At 66.5% G+C, this 16,155-nt stretch carries 16 protein-coding genes and 1 pseudogene; 6 read left to right on the top strand and 11 right to left on the bottom strand.

From position 1 onward, the window contains the following. The 4 genes and pseudogenes from DB032_RS07605 to DB032_RS07590 form a co-directional block, all read left to right on the top strand. Positions 1–463, top strand: a pseudogene (locus tag DB032_RS07605) (hypothetical protein); the annotation flags it as partial. Beyond that, on the top strand, positions 460–2,562 hold the full coding sequence (locus DB032_RS24795) for a phospholipase (protein ID WP_107798944.1): 2,103 nt from the start codon (positions 460–462) through the stop codon (positions 2,560–2,562). The pseudogene DB032_RS07605 and the gene DB032_RS24795, both read left to right, overlap by 4 nt. A gap of 3 nt (positions 2,563–2,565) precedes the next feature. Further along, complete coding sequence (locus DB032_RS07595) at positions 2,566–3,924, top strand: DUF6396 domain-containing protein (RefSeq protein ID WP_146176604.1); 1,359 nt, start codon at positions 2,566–2,568, stop codon at positions 3,922–3,924. A 205-nt stretch (positions 3,925–4,129) separates the two neighbouring features. Then, complete coding sequence (locus tag DB032_RS07590) at positions 4,130–5,095, top strand: DUF6396 domain-containing protein (RefSeq protein ID WP_158274258.1); 966 nt, start codon at positions 4,130–4,132, stop codon at positions 5,093–5,095. Here DB032_RS07590 and DB032_RS07585 read toward each other — a convergent pair. Both DB032_RS07585 and DB032_RS07580 read right to left on the bottom strand, forming a co-directional pair. Beyond that, a complete protein-coding gene (locus tag DB032_RS07585) occupies positions 5,092–6,102 on the bottom strand; it encodes an arginine deiminase-related protein (protein WP_107798941.1) in 1,011 nt (336 codons plus the stop codon). The genes DB032_RS07590 and DB032_RS07585 overlap by 4 nt on opposite strands. A gap of 103 nt (positions 6,103–6,205) precedes the next feature. Continuing rightward, complete coding sequence (locus DB032_RS07580) at positions 6,206–7,321, bottom strand: succinylglutamate desuccinylase/aspartoacylase family protein (protein WP_107798940.1); 1,116 nt, start codon at positions 7,319–7,321, stop codon at positions 6,206–6,208. A gap of 118 nt (positions 7,322–7,439) precedes the next feature. On the opposite strand from DB032_RS07580, the gene DB032_RS07575 reads away from it, so the two are divergent. Next, positions 7,440–7,913, top strand: a complete 474-nt coding sequence (locus DB032_RS07575; protein WP_107798939.1) for an Lrp/AsnC family transcriptional regulator — start codon at positions 7,440–7,442, stop codon at positions 7,911–7,913. On the opposite strand, the gene DB032_RS07570 is transcribed toward DB032_RS07575, so the two are convergent. The 4 genes from DB032_RS07570 to DB032_RS07555 all read right to left on the bottom strand — a co-directional run bounded on the left by DB032_RS07570 (position 7,905) and on the right by DB032_RS07555 (position 11,039). Beyond that, a complete protein-coding gene (locus DB032_RS07570) occupies positions 7,905–8,633 on the bottom strand; it encodes an ABC transporter permease (RefSeq protein WP_107798938.1) in 729 nt (242 codons plus the stop codon). The two genes, DB032_RS07575 and DB032_RS07570, sit on opposite strands and share 9 nt — an antisense overlap. A gap of 10 nt (positions 8,634–8,643) precedes the next feature. Continuing rightward, positions 8,644–9,318 carry an ABC transporter permease gene (locus DB032_RS07565; RefSeq protein ID WP_107798937.1) on the bottom strand — a complete coding sequence of 225 codons (675 nt, stop codon included), beginning with the start codon at positions 9,316–9,318 and terminating at the stop codon, positions 8,644–8,646. Positions 9,319–9,420: 102 nt separating this feature from the next. Next, positions 9,421–10,179 (bottom strand): transporter substrate-binding domain-containing protein, encoded by a 759-nt coding sequence (locus DB032_RS07560; protein WP_107798936.1) that lies wholly within the window; start codon positions 10,177–10,179, stop codon positions 9,421–9,423. Positions 10,180–10,277: 98 nt separating this feature from the next. Then, positions 10,278–11,039 carry a dimethylarginine dimethylaminohydrolase family protein gene (locus DB032_RS07555; RefSeq protein WP_107798935.1) on the bottom strand — a complete coding sequence of 254 codons (762 nt, stop codon included), beginning with the start codon at positions 11,037–11,039 and terminating at the stop codon, positions 10,278–10,280. Positions 11,040–11,321: 282 nt separating this feature from the next. Between DB032_RS07555 and DB032_RS07550 the strand changes: the two genes are divergently transcribed. After that, positions 11,322–12,230 (top strand): aspartyl/asparaginyl beta-hydroxylase domain-containing protein, encoded by a 909-nt coding sequence (locus DB032_RS07550; protein WP_199225841.1) that lies wholly within the window; start codon positions 11,322–11,324, stop codon positions 12,228–12,230. Between the two features lie 6 nt (positions 12,231–12,236). On the opposite strand, the gene DB032_RS07545 is transcribed toward DB032_RS07550, so the two are convergent. From DB032_RS07545 to dmpG, 5 genes are all read right to left on the bottom strand, one after another. Beyond that, the gene (locus DB032_RS07545; RefSeq protein ID WP_107798934.1) at positions 12,237–13,220 is read right to left on the bottom strand and encodes an amidohydrolase family protein; all 984 of its coding nucleotides are present in this window, start codon (positions 13,218–13,220) and stop codon (positions 12,237–12,239) included. Between the two features lie 91 nt (positions 13,221–13,311). Continuing rightward, a complete protein-coding gene (gene nbaC, locus DB032_RS07540) occupies positions 13,312–13,875 on the bottom strand; it encodes a 3-hydroxyanthranilate 3,4-dioxygenase (protein WP_107798933.1) in 564 nt (187 codons plus the stop codon). A 66-nt stretch (positions 13,876–13,941) separates the two neighbouring features. Next, positions 13,942–14,358, bottom strand: coding sequence for a RidA family protein (locus DB032_RS07535; RefSeq protein WP_107798932.1), 417 nt, complete (start codon positions 14,356–14,358; stop codon positions 13,942–13,944). Then, complete coding sequence (locus DB032_RS07530; protein WP_107798931.1) at positions 14,355–15,134, bottom strand: 2-keto-4-pentenoate hydratase; 780 nt, start codon at positions 15,132–15,134, stop codon at positions 14,355–14,357. Before DB032_RS07530 ends, DB032_RS07535 begins: the two co-directional genes overlap by 4 nt. Next, positions 15,131–16,150: a 4-hydroxy-2-oxovalerate aldolase gene (gene dmpG / locus DB032_RS07525; RefSeq protein ID WP_107798930.1), complete on the bottom strand. Its 1,020-nt coding sequence runs from the start codon at positions 16,148–16,150 to the stop codon at positions 15,131–15,133. Before dmpG ends, DB032_RS07530 begins: the two co-directional genes overlap by 4 nt. Between the last annotated feature and the right edge of the window lie 5 nt (positions 16,151–16,155).

The following is a 16,155-nucleotide window of genomic DNA, read 5'->3' as shown; positions in this document are numbered from 1 at the left end:
CAACCACACCGTCAAGGCGCGAAACTGGACCGTCACCGGGCCGGACCAGCTGCAAGTCAGCCATCCCGCCTACCCCAAGACCCTGTTCAAGGAGCCGCTGCGGCTGAAATTGAGCCAGGGGCCGGAAGCCGCGGCCCAGTTGGCCGGCATGCCCTATACTCTGCTGGCCGACGGCCAGGAAGTCAGCCGCGGCGTGCTGGACGCCCAAGGCCGCCTCGCCATCGCCCATGACGCCGTCACCGCCCGCTACAGCGTGCGCCTGGCCAATGGCGCAACCGTCATCCTCCCGGTACTCACTCAATACCAGGACGATGAACAGGACCCGCTGGCCAATCTGGGATTGCACCCGCAGGACTACAACATCTCCCGCGCCAATGAAGACGGCGATGCCCAAAACCTGCGCCGGCGCTATGCCCGGCTGCTCTTCCCGCCGCCCCCCGACGCCAGCGGAGACGCGAAATGAGCAAAGCTTATTACTGCCCGCTCAACCTCAAGCAAACCCGCGACGCCACCTTCCACTGCGAATGGATCGTGTCCAACGCCGAATACGATGCCCAGTGGGGCACCTTCCTGCCGCTCAATTGCGGCCAGGCCGCCTTCGACGCCGTCCACCGCGCCATCGCCCAGGCCCGCCGCAGCGTCGACATCATCTGCTGGGGCTTCCAACCCTCCATGCACTTCATCCGCGACGGCAAACAGCCCCCCATCGGCCAACTGCTGGAGCAAAAAGCCGCCGCCGGCGTCGACGTCCGCGTCCTCGGCTGGGCCTTCGAACCCTTCGGCATCAATGTCACCGGCTTCGCCGGCGAACCCAATCTGGTCGGCAAGGGAGACTTGCGCATCAAGGCCCGCACCAAGGACGCCCCCTTCGGCGCGCGCAAACATACCGCCGACGACAAGCAATACCAGTACGACAAGGCATGGTACCAACGCCATGCGCTTGATCTGTCGCTGCCCGAAGGCTCCGATCACACCTTGCAGGCTCGCCTCCAGCGCCAGCAGCGGCAACAGCAAGCCGCCCGCCAGCGCAAGCTGCGTTTCATCGGCCGCGGCTTCGGCGCGATGGAGCAGCTGGAAATCTTCCACGCCGCGCGCTACCGCGCGCAGTCCCCCACCGACATCAGCCAGCAGCTGATGTCCGCCGCCGTGCCCACCCATCACCAGAAGATGGTGCTGATCGACATGGACGACCCCACGCTCGCCTACGGCTTCGTCATGGGCCATAACATGCTGGACGAGTACTGGGACACCCCGGCCCACAGTGTCAGGGTTCACCCGCCCGATCAAGGCCGCAACGGCGCCAGCCCTCGCCAGGACATCTCCAGCCGCGTCTCCGGCCCCATCCTCCAACACCTGCACCACAACTTCGCCCAGGCCTGGCAACAGGAAACCGGCGAAGACCTGCTCGCCCTGCGCAAGGCCAAGGACGTCCACCCGCGGCTGCCGCTACGCACCGACATCGACCCCAAGGGCAAATGCATGCTGCAAATCCTGCGCACCCAGCCGCAGCAGCGCCACCCGCTCAGCGGCAAAACAGGCATCCAGGACATTGAGAGCATGTATCTGCAGGCGGTCAACAACGCGCTGAGCTACCTCTACTTCGAAAACCAGTACTTCCGCTGGCCGGCGCTGGCCGACAAGATCAACGACGTCGCCTACAACCTGACCCGCCATGGCCGCGACGGCAAGCACGGCCAACTGCATGTGTTCGTGGTCACCAACGCCTCCGACGAGGGCGTCGGCCCCGGCACCCTCAACACCTACCGCATGCTGGACACCTTGGGCCGCGCCGAACTGATCCCCAATGTCAGCCGCAGCCAGGAACTGGACTGGCGCCATAATCAGTGGAAGGCGGCGCGCAAGCGACACGCCGACATCGCGCTGGAAAGCCGCACGGCGGGTACGCTGCCGGCCGGCGGCATCAACCCCGGCTATTACCTGGACCTACAAAAACGGCAGGCCGACGCCGAGCAGGCGCTGCGCCAGGCGGAAGCCGCCCTGAAAGCCAGCCAGGAAGCCAGCCGCCAGGCAAAGCGCACCGGCCAGCCGCAAACCATCGCCCCGCAGCCGCGCCCCGGCCTCAAAATCCATGTCTGCACCCTGGTGGCGCCAGACTCCCCGCCCTACACCCCGGCCGCCTACATCGACACGCGCAGCCCGCGCGAACGCAGCCTGGGCCTGCCGCCGCGCCGCCAGCTGACCCGGCCGGCCAGCTGGGTGCCGGTCTACATCCACAGCAAGCTGACGCTGATCAACGATGTGTTCACCACCCTGGGCTCGGCCAATCTCAACACCCGCAGCATGCAGGTGGACAGCGAGCTGAATATCGCCCACCAGAACGGGGCGCTAACCAAGGCTCTCCGGCTGCAGCTGTGGAGCCAGCACACACGGGACACTAAAACCAAACAACCCTGGGGGGCACAGCAGGATGTCGAAGAAGCTTTCAAAAAGTGGGGAGACCTGATCAAGGACAACAAAAAAGCCCAAGGTGACGGCAAACCGCCAGTCGCCCCGCTGGTCGAGTTCTACCGCGACAGCCCCGACGTCAGCAATCTGGACTAAGCGATGCGCCGCCTGCTACCCCTCGCCCTGTTCACCCTCTTGCTCACCGCCTGCCAGGAGACCCGCATGCTGCCCGATGCTGGAAACATCGACACCAAATTGGCTTTTAGTTGCCGCTACGAGGCCGACGCCATCCCGGCGCCGGAGCCGGAATTGCAGCAAATCTTTGAATACGCGCGTTTTATGCAAAAGAACAATCTGCTAGACCCGCAAACCAGCGCCAACGTCGAAATCGCCCGGCTCTACCGCATCGCCGCCGCCCATGGCCACGTCAAGGCCAATTACAATCTGCAAAACGGCCTGCGCCGCGGCGATTTCGACGGCAGCGTCATCGAGGTGCTGGACCTCAACGACCAGTTGATCGCCGCCCAGGCCCCGGCCGGCTACTACCTGCTCGGCGTCTACATCAACAGCGGCTTCGGCTATGACGCCAACCCGGAGCTAGCGCTGCGCTACTTCCGCAAGGCCGCCGACCTCGGCAATCCGCAGGCGCAATACTATGTCGGCGACAAGCTGGTAATGGGTTTTATCGGCCAGCGTGAGATTCAAAAGATTGGGCTTCAGATGAAGCGCTGTGCCGCCGAGCAGGGCCATGCCAAGGCCGCCGGCGAAGCTGGCACCTGGGCCAAAGGTGAGGACAACGCCCAGGCGCTGAAGTACTACCAACTGGCGGTCAAGGCTGGAGATGATATTTCAGCATATAGCCTATATGAGCAATTTCTGGCCCCTCCACCCAATGCCGCCGGCACTTTGGGTCTGGCCTATGACGCCGAGCGCAGCCGCCGCTACAAGATCATCAGCAAGATTCTGGGGGACTGGTCCTACCGCCAACCGACCGTGCCAGAGCTCGACGACATCGTGCCGCTGCCGCCAGCGCCGCTGCCGGCCTGGGACGGCAAGATCCAGTGGCTGCGCGACCACGAGGCCGGCGTCGCCCCGCTGGCGCCCAGCGAGGAACGACTGCGCGCACTAGCCGAGGCCAAGCTGCTGGACCCGGCCACCGGCCTGCCAGACGAGGCGCGCCGCGCCCGGATCGCGGCCGACAAACAAGCCGCCGCCGACGAGGCGCGCCGCCGCGCCGAACGCACTCCGCCCTTTGCCGACGCGCTGCCGCTGTTCAGCCGCCGCCAGACGGGCGACGTGCCCAATGTCGCCGCCCACTGGCGGCCGCTAGCGCCCAAGGGCTGCGTGCCCTGGGCCAGCGAACACCCGACCACGCTTTGCTCCGCCGGCCAGCCACTGCCGCAGTTGAATGTCGCCTACCCGCTGCCGTGGTGGAAGCAATGGTTTGGCGATGCATGGCTGGTCTACCGGCCGGCCGCCGTGGAGTGGGAGCTGGTGCGCTACCACCTGCCGGCCTGACCGGGGAGACCGCGAAATGAACCACCGCCAAGCCCGGCGCAAAACCGATTTAGCCACCGCGGCATGGACCCGCGCGGTGCGGGTAGTCCATGTGTGGCCCGGTGTTCCCGCGCCCCCAAAGACCGCACGGGTTCTGTCACGGCCACCAACACTAGGCGGGCTGCTCCTGCTCCTGGCCTTATCCGCCTGCGGCCAGCAGACCCGCATGCTGCCCGATGCCGGAAACATCGACACCAAATTGGCTTTTAGCTGCCGCTACGAGGCCGACGCCAGCCCGGCGCCGGACCCTGAACTGCAACAGATCTTTGAATACGCGCGCTTTATGCAAAAGAACAATCTGCTGGACCCGCAGGCCAGCGCCAACGTCGAAATCGCCCGGCTCTACCGCATCGCCGCCGCCCATGGCCACATCAAGGCCAATTACAATCTGCAAAACGGCCTGCGCCGCGGCGATTTCGACGGCAGCGTCATCGGGGTGCTGGACCTCAACGACCAGTTGATCGCCGCCCAGGCCCCGGCCGGCTACTACCTGCTCGGCGTCTACGTCAACAGCGGCTTCGGCTATTCCGCCAATGACGAACTGGCGCTGCGCTACTTCCGCAAGGCCGCCGACCTTGGCAATCCGCAGGCGCAATACTATGTCGGCGACAAGCTGACTTGGCTGGGGCCGGACCATCCGGCATTCCCAATTGGCTGGCAGATGTACCGCTGCGCCGCCGAACAGGGCCATGCCAAGGCTGCGGGGGAATATGCAACCTATCTAAACGACAAAGATAGGGGCCAAGCGCTGAAGTACTACCAGTTGGCGGTCAAGGCGGGCAATGACATTGCGGCCAATGCATTACGCAAATCCTTTCTCGCTCCGGGCTCCGGTGATCTGAATGACCTCGGCCTGGCCTATGACGCCGAGCGCAGCCGCCGCTACAAGATCATCAGCAAGACTCTGGGCGACTGGTCCTACCGCCAGCCCACCGTGCCCGATATCGACGACATCGTGCCGCTGCCGCCGGCGCCGCTGCCGGCCTGGGACGGCAAGATCCAGTGGCTGCGCGACCACGAGGCCGGCGTCGCGCCGCCGGCGCCCAGCGAGGAGCGGCTGCGCGCACTGGCCGAGGCCAAGCTGCTGGACCCGGCCACCGGCCTGCCGGACGAGGCGCGCCGCGCCCGCTAGCAGACGCGCGGCAGGAACAACTCGGCCAGCATGCAGCGGCAGCTGCCGCCGCCCACCGCCTCTATGGTGGGAATGGGGTTGACCACCGGCTGCCCGTGGCGCTCCAGCGTTCTTTGCTGCGCCGGCGTGAAACCGTTCCAGGCCTGCTCCGACATCGCGATCAGCGGCTGGCCGCCGACGCCGCGCAGTTGCAGAATATTGCCGCAGAAGCTGCGCTCCACCTGGGCCAGGCTGATGTCGAGCACCTCGTGGTGTTCGCTCAGCGCGCTCAGCACTTGCCGCCGCTGCTCCGGCCGGTGCAGGCTTTCGGAGCAGATCACCGCGAAGCCCTCGCCCACGCTCATCATCACATTGGTGTGGTAGATGGGCACGCCGCGGCTGTCCACGGTGTCGAACAAGTGCACCGCTTCCAGGCCGCGCCGGCGCGCGTAACGGTAGAGCGCGCCCGGATGGCAGCGCTGCGAGCGCGCCGCGTACACGCGCTTGCGCGGATGGTCGAACACCATCACCCCGGTGCCTTCCAGGATCAGTTCCTCTTCCAGCGGATGGCCGGCCCACACCACTTGCTCCACCTCGTAGCCGTGGCTCAGCAGCAATTGGCACAGCTCCTCCACCCGCCGTTCCCGGCGGCGGTTCAGCGTGTGCATCGGGTAGACGTGCAGGCTGCCGTCCACGCTGGTGCTGAACCAGTTGTTGGGAAACACCGCGTCCGGGGTTGGATAGCCGTCCGGACTTTTTTCCAGCACCAGCACTTCAACGCCGCGGTCGCGCAGCCGCTGCGCCATGGCGTCGAATTCCGCCAGCGCCCGCGCGGTAACCTGGGCCGGCGGCAGTTGCAGCCGGTGCTGGAACACATTGTCGGCGCCGGTTTGTTCATTGAAGGCGAAATCGTGAGGACGCACCATCACGACGGCGCGGGCCAATTGGCCTTGTCTGGCGCGGAGCCAGATGGGCTCCAGGTTTTCTTGCGCCGGCGCGTCGGCGGCGGCGATGGCTTGGGCTTGCATGGTGGGCGGCTCTTGGGTGGGGGTTCGCATGGCCGCCCGCGGGCGGCAAATCATTCTACTGACAGTACGCGTTGCGGCCATGCCGGAAACATGACGCAAACGTTCAAGCAAGCGACACGCGCGCGCCGGCGTCGGCCCGGCCCAGAATGCGGCACAGCTCCATGCCGGCCTGGGCGTAGCGCAGCGGGTGGCTGACGTAGAGCAGGCCCGCCGCCGGGCTGAGCACCGGGACGACCCGGTTTTCCAGCGGGTCGATCAGCTCCAGCAGCGGCTGGCCGCGCTCCACTTCCGCGCCGACCGCGCAATGGCGCAGCACCAGGCCGGGCGCGGGCGCGCTCACGCTGGTCATGCCGCGCCAGGTCCATGGCGCGGGCACCGGCGGCGGCAAGGCCGGCGCGGCGCCGGCGATGTGGCCGCGGCTTTGCAGATAGGCGTACAAAGCCTCCGCGTCCCGCCGCGCCTGGCCGTGATCCAGATCGCCCTGCCCGCGCAGTTCCACCGTGGCGGCCACGCAGCCCAGCGGCAGCGGATGCGCCGGCCCCAGTTCGCCGGCCAGCCGCCACCAGCTCTGGCCGCAGGATTCCTCGAAAGTCGTGCCGCCCGGCGCCTCGTTCAAGACCGCCGCGGCCACGCCCAGATAGCGCGCCAGCGGCTCCAGCGCCGGCCAGAACGGCGCGTCGGCGTACACGTGCAGCAGCGCCTGGCTGTCGCAATGCAGGTCCAGCACCAGGTCGCTGTCCAGCGCCAGCCGGCTCAGGGCAAGGCGCAGCGCCTCCAGTTCCGTGACCGGGCTTTGCGCGTCCAGCGCGGCGCGCATCCGGGCGCGCACCGTCCGCAGATTGGCGGCGGCGTCATCGCCAAGGCCGGCCTCCAGGCCGGGGCGCAGCAGCGGGTGGAAATCGGTGAAGCGGCGGTTGAAATTCTCGCCGCTGCGCAGTTCGAAACGCCCGGGCTGCTGCTGCAACAGCGCCTGGGCCAGCCCGATGGGATTGGCCGCCGGCACCAGCACGATTTCGCCGCGCAGCAGGCCGGCCGCTTCGGCCTGGTCCAGCAGCCGGCGCAGATGGTGGATCACCAGCATGCCGGGCAGTTCGTCCGCGTGCAGGCTGGCCTGCAAATAGGCCTTGGGCCCGGCGCCGCGCCGGCCGTAATGCAGGCTCAAGAGTTCGCGCCGCATGCCTATGCTGGCCTGCGGCAACGCCTGGGTGACGAGCTCCATAAAACGCCCTCCCTTTCCATGTCATTGAAATATCAAAACCACGCTGGACGCGCCGCCTTGACACTATCGGCGCCTGAGGCTCAAATCATCAGGCAGCCCATCCATCCTGAAACCCGCCATGAACGACAAGAAACCCAGCCTGGACCGTATCGACCTGAAAATCCTCGCCGCTTTGCAAGCCGACGGCCGCATGTCCTTTCAACGTTTGTCCGAGCAGGTCAACCTGACGCCTCGGCCCTGCCTGGAGCGCGTGCGCCGGCTGGAAAAAGCCGGCGTGATCCGCGGCTACCGCGCCGTGGTGCAGCTGCCGGAACCGGCCTACCCCGTCATCGTGGTGGCCCAGGTGGCGCTGGCCGATCACGCGCTGTCGCAGCAGGCCTTCATCAAGGAACTGCAACGCAGCGAGGCGGTGCTGGACGCCTGGCTGGTGGCCGGCAGCTTCGATTTCCAGGTGCGCGTCGGCTGCCGCGACATCCAGCAATACCGCGAGCTGGCCGAGCAATGGCTGAACAGCGCCGCCTTCAAGATCGACAAGATCATCACCATCACCGAGCTGCAGGAGATCAAGCGCAGCGCCGGCGCGCTAGGCTGAGCGCGGCCGCAGGAACTTCAGCCAGCGGCGTTCCGCCTGACGAAAGCCCGCCAGCAGCGCGAAGGTGCAGCCCAGGTAGATCGCCGCCGCCATCAGAAAAGGGAAAAACGGCGCGTAGGTGGCCGCGTACAAGGCGCGCGCCACGCCGGTGACGTCCAAGAGCGTGACCGTGGACGACAAGGCGGTGGCGTGCAGCAAAAACACCATTTCATTGCTCAGCACCGGTATCGAGCGCCGCAGCGCGCCGGGCAAGACGATGCGGCGGATGACCCGCGCCCGCGGCATGCCGAAGGCCTCCGCCGCCATGATTTCCTCGCGCGGGTAGCCGGCGAGCGCGCCGGACAGGATTTCCTGCGCGTAAGCGGCGGTGTTCAACACATAGGCGAGGATGGCGCAGAAGGTGGCGTCGCGGAACAGCAGCCAGAACGGGTCTTCCGCCTGCCAGCCTTCTATCACCCAGCTGAATTGCGACACGCCGTAATAGATCAGCATCAGCTGCATGAACAAGGGCGTGCCGCGGAAGAAATAGCTGAAGGCGGCCACAGCCCAGCGCAGCGGCGCCGGGCCGTAGACCCTGAGCAGCGCCAGCAGCACCGCCAACAACATGCCCAGGCCGCCGGACACCAGGAACAGCTTGGCGGTGAGCGCCAGCCCGCTCCATTGGCCGCCCTCTCCCCATAAATAGCTGGGCAAGGCGCGCAGGATTTCGTCTAGCGTCATCGTTTCCCCCTCAAAGCAGGCCGCGGCTGTAACGCAGCCTCAGCCAGCGGAACACCCCGCCGGAGGCGGCGGTGAACAGCAAATAGACCAGGCAGACCAGGAAATAGAACAGGAAAGGCATTTGGGTGGCGCGGCCGGCCTGCTCGGCGAGCCAGGCCATGTCCTCCAGGCCGATCAGCGAGACCAGCACCGCCGACTTCATCAGCGCCAGCCAGTTGTTGTTGATGCCGGGCAAGGCGTGGCGCAGCATCTGCGGAAACAGGATGCGCCGAAACAGCCGCCACGGCCGCATGCCGTAGGCGACGCCGGCCTCCAACTGGCCGCGCGGCACCGCCAGGAAGGCGCTGCGGAAGGTTTCGGTGTAATAGGCGCCGAAGATGAAGCCTATGGTCAGCACCCCGGCCAGGAATTTGTCGAACTCCACCGCCGGCAGCCCCAAGGCCGCCAGCAGCAGATTGAAGACTTTCTCGCCGCCGTAGAACAGCAGCAGCATCATCACCAGCTCCGGAATGCCGCGGATCACCGTGGTGTAGGCGATGGACGCCGCCCGCAGCCAACGCGGCCCGAACAGCTTGACGCAGGCGTTGGCGAGGCCGAACAACAGGGCCAGCCCCAGCGCGGCCAGCGCCACGCGCAGGCTGAGCCAGGCCCCGCTCAGCAACAGGGGCAGATAGGACGCCACCATGGCCGCCCTCCTTGGGGAAGCGGCCGGCGGGCGCCGGCCGGGGGTGGATAGGGATGGAAGCGGTACGCGCGCCGCGACGCGTAGCTGACGATGAACAGATGCTTAGTGGTAGATATCGAAGCCGAAGTACTTCTTGCGTATCCCCTCGTACACCCCGTTGGCGCGGATGGCGGCGATGGCGCGGTTGATCGCCGCCTTCAGTTCCGGATCGTTCTTGCGCACCGCGACGGCCACCGGATTGGACTCGCCCAGCTTGGGGCCGGCGAAGGCGAACTGCCGGCCGCGCTCGGTGCGCAGAAAGCTGGTCTCGGCCTGGATATTGTCCTGCAAGGCGGCGTCGATGCGGCCGGAGGCCAGGTCCAGGTAGACATTGTCCTGGTTGGCGTAGGTGACGATCTTGACCTTGCCGCCGCCCCAGTTGGCCTTGGCGTACTGTTCGTGCACCGAACCGGACTGCACGCCCACGGTCTTGCCGGCCAGCGACTGCGGCGTGGGCCGCAGCGGGCTGCCCTTGCGCGCCACCAGCTGCGAGGCGGACGCGTAGTATTTGTCGCTGAAATCCACCTGCTTCCGCCGCTCCGCCGTCACGTTCAGCGAGGCGATGACGGCGTCGAACTTATTGGCGTTGAGCGCGGCTATCATGCTGTCGAACGGCTGCTTGACGAAGACGCAGCGGGCCTTGAGTTCGGCGCAGACGGCTTTGGCGATGTCCGGATCGAAGCCGGTGATCTCGCCGTTGGGCGCCAGCACGTCGAAGGGCGGATAGCCGCCGTCCACGCCCCAGCGGATTTGCTTGATGTCCTTGGCCAGCGACGGGCCGGCGCTCAGCGCCAGCAAGAGCGCGATGCTGATGGTTTTCATCTGGTTTCTCCTTGAGAGCCTGTTCCTCGCCGGCTCCGCGTCGGCGACAGGTTCTGAATCTTCCCGGCTCTGCGGCCGGTGGCGAATGAAACGGTTTTTCAGAAGCGCAGGGACATGCAGGTCAAGCCCCCGTCCATCTTGCGGATTTCGCTGGTGTCGGTCTCGATGATGGGCAGGCCCAGCGTCTTCAGCTTGCGCAGGGTGTCCGGGTAGCCGCTGGGCGTGATCAGGGTGTCGTTGATCCACAGGGTGTTGCCGGCGTATTCCTCGTCCCTGGCCAGCACGATCTGCTGATAGCCGCGGAACACCGGATCGTCGGCGCGGTCTTCGGACAGGATCAGCGTGTTGCGGCCCACGTAGTTGACGATGGATTTCAGATGCAGGCCGGCGCTGACTTCCACCGCGGTGACGACATAGCCGAACTTTTCCACCGCGGCGGCGAACTGGCTGACCCCGGCCTCGTTGGTGCGGCTGGTCAGGCCCACGAAGAAGCGCTTGTCTATCATCAGCACGTCGCCGCCGTCCATGCGCGCGTCGCCGTCCATCCACACCGCGTGACGGAAGCGGGACACCAAGGGCGCGATGCTGCGCACCTCGCCGCGGCGGGACGGCGCGCCGGGTTGGGTGAGCACCGCCAGTTCCGGCATCAGCACCGCGGTGTCTTCAACGAAATGGGCGTCGGGATAATCGGGCTGGGCCGGCAGCGTGCTGACGGTCAGGCCCAGGCTCAGCAGAATGTCCACGTAGTCGCGGAACTGGGCGCGGGTCAGCGCCGGGTCCGGCGCGCCGATATCGGCGGTGGTCAGGCCGCCGGCCACGGTGTCGGCCGGCAAACGGGTGATCGCGTGGGTGAAATGCATGGGCAGGCTCCTTGGTCGGGCGGCCCGGCAAGCGAATGATTGCCGGGGACGGCGCGGGGCCGTTCTCGCTCGAACCATTCTAGGCAGCGCCCCTTGCGGGTGTCGGCCGTATGCGGCGGCCGGCACAGCCGGTTTCGGCTGTTTTCCGGCCCAATACAGCCGTTTGCGCGGCCCGCCGCGGGGGGCGGCGGCGGCAGGATTTTGCTAAACTATCCCAACTACCAGTCGTCCAAAACCGGTATTTGCTTGAAATTGAGCATATCCATGCACAGGCGAGCCCATATGCCGTATATCAAACTCTCCATCCTCCTCGTTTTCGCGCTCTGTACCGTCTACATCCACTATCGCGGCCGCCAACGTCTGGGTTTCTGGCGGCAGTTGACCGATCACTCCACCTTCATGGCGCCGATCAACTGCTTCTGCTACTTGTTCTCCACCTTGCCGGCCCGCCCCTATTTGCCCTTGCAACAGTTTCCGGAATTGCGGACCCTAAACGACAACTGGCAGCGCATCCGCACCGAGGCGCTGGCCCTGTCCGACGGCGGCGCGATCAAGGCCTCCGACCGTTACGACGATCTGGGCTTCAATTCCTTCTTCAAAACCGGCTGGAAGCGCTTCTATCTCAAGTGGTACGACCAGCCGCACCCGTCCGCGGCCAAGCTGTGTCCGTACACCACCGCCTTGCTGGAGGGCATTCCCACGGTGAAGGCGGCGATGTTCGCCAGCCTGCCGCCGGGCAGCCGCCTGGTGCGCCACCGCGACCCCTTCGCCGGATCGGTGCGCTTCCACCTGGGCCTGTCCACGCCGCAAAGCGAGGCCTGCTACATCGAAGTGGACGGCGAACGCTATAGCTGGCGCGACGGCGAGGCGGTGCTGTTCGACGAAACCTATTTGCACCACGCCGAAAACGCCACCAAGCACCAGCGCATCATCCTGTTCTGCGATATCGAACGGCCGATGCGCTTCCGGCTCGCCGCCTGGTTCAACCGCCGGCTCAGCCGCCTGCTGCTGGGCGCCGCCAGCGCCCCCAATCAGGACGGGGATCGCACCGGCGCGCTCAACCGCCTGTTCCGCTATGTGCAGGCGGTGCGGCTGTTCGGCAAGCGCATCAAGGCGCAGAGCCGCCTCGGCTATTACGCGCTGAAATGGCTGTTGTTCGGCGGCTTGTTGCTGGGCTGGCTGCTGAGTTGAGCCGCCCTATAAACTGAAGAAGGCCCGCGCATTGTCCGCCAGCAGCCGTCGGCGGATCTCGGCGTCCGCCACCGTCTCGCGGACCAGGCCGCCCACCGTCTGCTCGCCCAGCGGAAAGGGCGCGTCCGAGCCCAGCATCACCCGCTCCGCGCCCATGGTGGCGATCAATAGCCGCAACGCGCCGGGATCGAACACCGCGGAATCCACGTAAAACCGGTCCAGATAGCTGGACGGCCGCCGCGGACAGTCTTCGCGCACAATGTCGCGCTGCTCCCAGGCGTTGTCCACCCGGCCCAATAGATAGGCGAAGCTGCCGCCGCCGTGGGCGAAACAGATTTTCAGGCTGGCCGGCAGGCGTTCGAAAGCGCCGGACAGGATGAGCGACAGGATGGCCAGCTGGGTTTCCGCCGGCATCGACACCAGCCAGGGCAGCATCCAGCGCTTCATCCGCGCGCCGGCGCCCATCATGTCCCATGGATGCACCAGCAGCGGGATGTTCTCGGCCGCGCAATGGCTGAGAAACGTCAGCAGGCCCGCGTCGTCCAGATCCCGCTCGCCAACGTGGTTGCCGATCTGCACGCCGATGTGGCCGGCGTCGCGGGCGCGGCTGGCTTCGCGGCAGGCGGCGTCCACGTCCTGCAAGGGCACTTGCGCCAGCACTTTCAAGCGTTGCGGCGCGATGGCCGCCATGTCCAGCGCGCGGTCGTTCATCAGCTGCGCCCAAGGCAAGGCGCGTTCTATCGGCGCGGCGTAGGCGAACATCACCGGCGTCGCGCACATGATCTGGATGTCTATGCCCTGCTCGTCCAGCCAGGCCAGCCGGCGCGCGCCGTCCCAAAGCGCGTCGTGCACCGGCCGGAACGGCTGCTCGCCCACCATGATCTGCCCGTTGCGGCCGGAGGTCTCCAGCCAGGGCCCGCGCCGCGGGTCCAGCCGGGCCGCCTCGGCCAGGCTGATCCGCGGGAAGAAATGGGAGTGGATGTCTATCATGGCTGCGTTTCTCGGTTAATTAGGCTTGCTTCAAGAATCGGTTCCCGTCTTGCGAGCCAGGGCGGGAACGCGGCGGTCATGGAACGGGCGCTCAATGACGGGAACGCTGCCGCAACTCGTGCCAGGCGGCGTAATCCTTGCCGGGGTGGACGGTGCCGCAATGGCGGCAGCGGCGCTCGTCCTCGCTCAAGGCGTAAAACAGCTGATAGGCCTTGGGCAGATCGTCCACCAGGCTTTCCAGCTGCTTGGAGAAACGCCAGATCTCGGCGGCGCAGACCGGGCAGTACCATTGCAGGCTGTCGTACTGGCCGACCGGCCGCGGCTTCTCCACCAGCAGGCATAGGCCGGGCTCGGGCCGTTGCGGCGAGTGGATGACGTGGGCCGGCAACAGGAAGGCGTCGCCTTCGCGCAGCTCGATGCGATCGAAGCGCCCGCGGTCCCATATCTCCAGATAGGCGTTGCCCTGGATCTGGTAGAAGATTTCCTCGGTGGGGTTGTCGTGAAAATCGGTGCGGGTATTCGGCCCGCCCACCATATTGATGATGTAGTCGCCGTCCGACCAAACGGCCGCATTGCACACCGGCGGCTTGAGCAGACCCTGGTTGCGCTGCGCCCAGTCCAGCAGATTGAGCGGCATGCCGTATTGCAGTTCCATCTCCTCTCTCCTTCTCTTGTGCTTGATTACACCTAAAAGAACCTACTCGCCGCCGTAAATACGTTCTTAAAGCGGCTTGTAGGCGATCGCCTTGATCTCAATGCGCAAATGCGGATGCGGCAGCTGATGCACCGCCACCGTGGTCCGCGTCGGCCCTTCCTCATCGAAGTAGTCGGCGTAAACCCGGTTGTATGCGGCGAAATCGTTCATATCCACCAGGTAGGCGCTGATTTCAACCACATCGGCCAGCCCGGCGCCGGCCGTGGCCAGGATGTCGCGGATATTCTCGATCACCGCCCGGGTTTGCAAGGCGATGTCCAGCCGCGTCGCGCCCATGGCGTCGGACTCGGCGCCGGCGATGCTGTTGTCCGGCCGCCGCGAACTGGTGCCGGAGACAAAGAGGAAGTCCCCGGCCCGCTTCAGGTGCGGAAAGCGGCCGCGCGGCGCGGCCTTGCCGCTGACGGTGGTGGCTTGGGTGCTCATGCGGCGCTCCCTTCGGTTTCAAACTCGCAGCGGCCCAGGCCGGCGATCTCCACGCCAACGTGCAGGCCGGCGCGCAAGGGCTCGGCCGCGGTGGCCGCGCCGGCCAGCAGCAAGGAGCCGGCCGGCAGCGTGCGCCCTTCCGCGTGCAGCAGCGCGGACACTTCCATCAGCGCGCGCAGCGGCTGGCCCAGGATGGCGGCGCTGCTGCCCAGCTGCACCGGCCTGCCGTTGAAGCGCAGCGTCACGCCCAGATTGTCCAGCGGCGTGTCCGGCGGGCTCAGCGGGCCGACGACGAAATGGGACGATGAGCAGTTGTCCGCCACCACGTCCTCCAGGCTGAAACGGAAGTCGCGGTAGCGCGAATCGATGATTTCCAGCGCCGGCGCCACGCCGGCCAGCGCCGGCCCGGCCTCGGCCAGGGACAGCGGCCGCGAGATCTCCTGCGCGGTGATGAAGGCGATTTCCGGCTCCACCCGCGGATGGATCAGGCGGCCCAGCGCCAGCTCGCCGCCGTCCGCCAGCTGCATGGCGTCGGTCAGCTCGCCCCAGATCAGCGCGTCCACGCCCATTTGCACGCGCTTGGCCCGGCTGGTGAAGCCCAGCTTCAAGCCCAGCGCGCGCTCGCCGCGCTGCTGGCGCAGCGCGATGCCGGCCTGCTGGATACGATAGGCCTGCGCCAGATCGAAAGGCCGCCGCGCGCTCAGTTGATCGACGGCTTCGCCGGTTTGGGTCGCGATGTCCAGTTCGCGGGCGCAGTTTTGAACAAAGTCCGTCATGCCGCGCCTCCTTTGGCCTTGAGCAAGTCCAGCGCCACGTCGACTATCATGTCCTCCTGCCCGCCCACCATGCGACGGCGTCCCACTTCCAGCAGGATGTCCAGGGTTTTCAAGCCGTATTGCGCCGCCGCCGTTTCCGCATGGCGCAGGAAACTGGAGTAGACGCCGGCGTAGCCCAGCGCCAGCGTCTCGCGGTCCACCCGCACCGGGCGGTCCTGGGTGGGCCGCACCAGATCGTCGGCCGCGTCCATCAGCCGGATCAGCTCGCAGCCGTGGTTCCAGCCCAGGCGCTCGGCGGCGGCGATGAACACTTCCAGCGGCGCGTTGCCGGCGCCGGCGCCCTGGCCGGCCAGCGAGGCGTCGACGCGGCGGCAGCCTTCTTCCACCGCCACAATGCTGTTGGCCACGCCCAGGGACAGATTGTGATGAGCGTGGATGCCGGTTTCCGTCTCCGGCCGCAGCGCGTCGCGCAAGGCGCGGAAGCGGTCGCGCACCTGCTGCATCAGCAGGGCGCCGCCGGAGTCCACCACGTAGACGCAATGGGCGCCGTAACTTTCCATCAGCTTGGCCTGCTCGGCCAATCGCTGCGGCGTGGTCATGTGCGACATCATCAGAAAGCCGACGGCGTCCATGCCCAGTTCCCGCGCGTAGCCGATGTGCTGTCTGGCGATGTCGGCCTCGGTGCAGTGGGTGGCGATGCGCGCAATGCGCGCGCCGGCGTCGTAGGCCTCGCGCAAGGCGCGCACGGTGGCGATGCCGGGCAGCAGCAAGGTGGCGATCTTGCTGTTGCGCACGGATTCGGCCGCCGCGGCGATCCACTCCACGTCGCTATGGGCGCCAAAGCCATAGTTGAAGCTGGAACCCTCCAAGCCGTCACCGTGCGCCACCTCGATGGAATCCACCCCGGCCGCGTCCAGCGCCGCGGCGATGGCGCGCACCTGGGCCAGCGAATAACGGTGACGGACCGCGTGCGAGCCGTCGCGCAGGGTCACGTCGGAAATATACAGTTTGTCCATGCCGG

It is taken from the genome of Chromobacterium sp. Panama (assembly GCF_003052555.1).
Taxonomy (GTDB): domain Bacteria; phylum Pseudomonadota; class Gammaproteobacteria; order Burkholderiales; family Chromobacteriaceae; genus Chromobacterium.
Note: the sequence above shows the minus strand (reverse complement) of the source record. Positions and strands in the feature narration are given on the sequence as shown.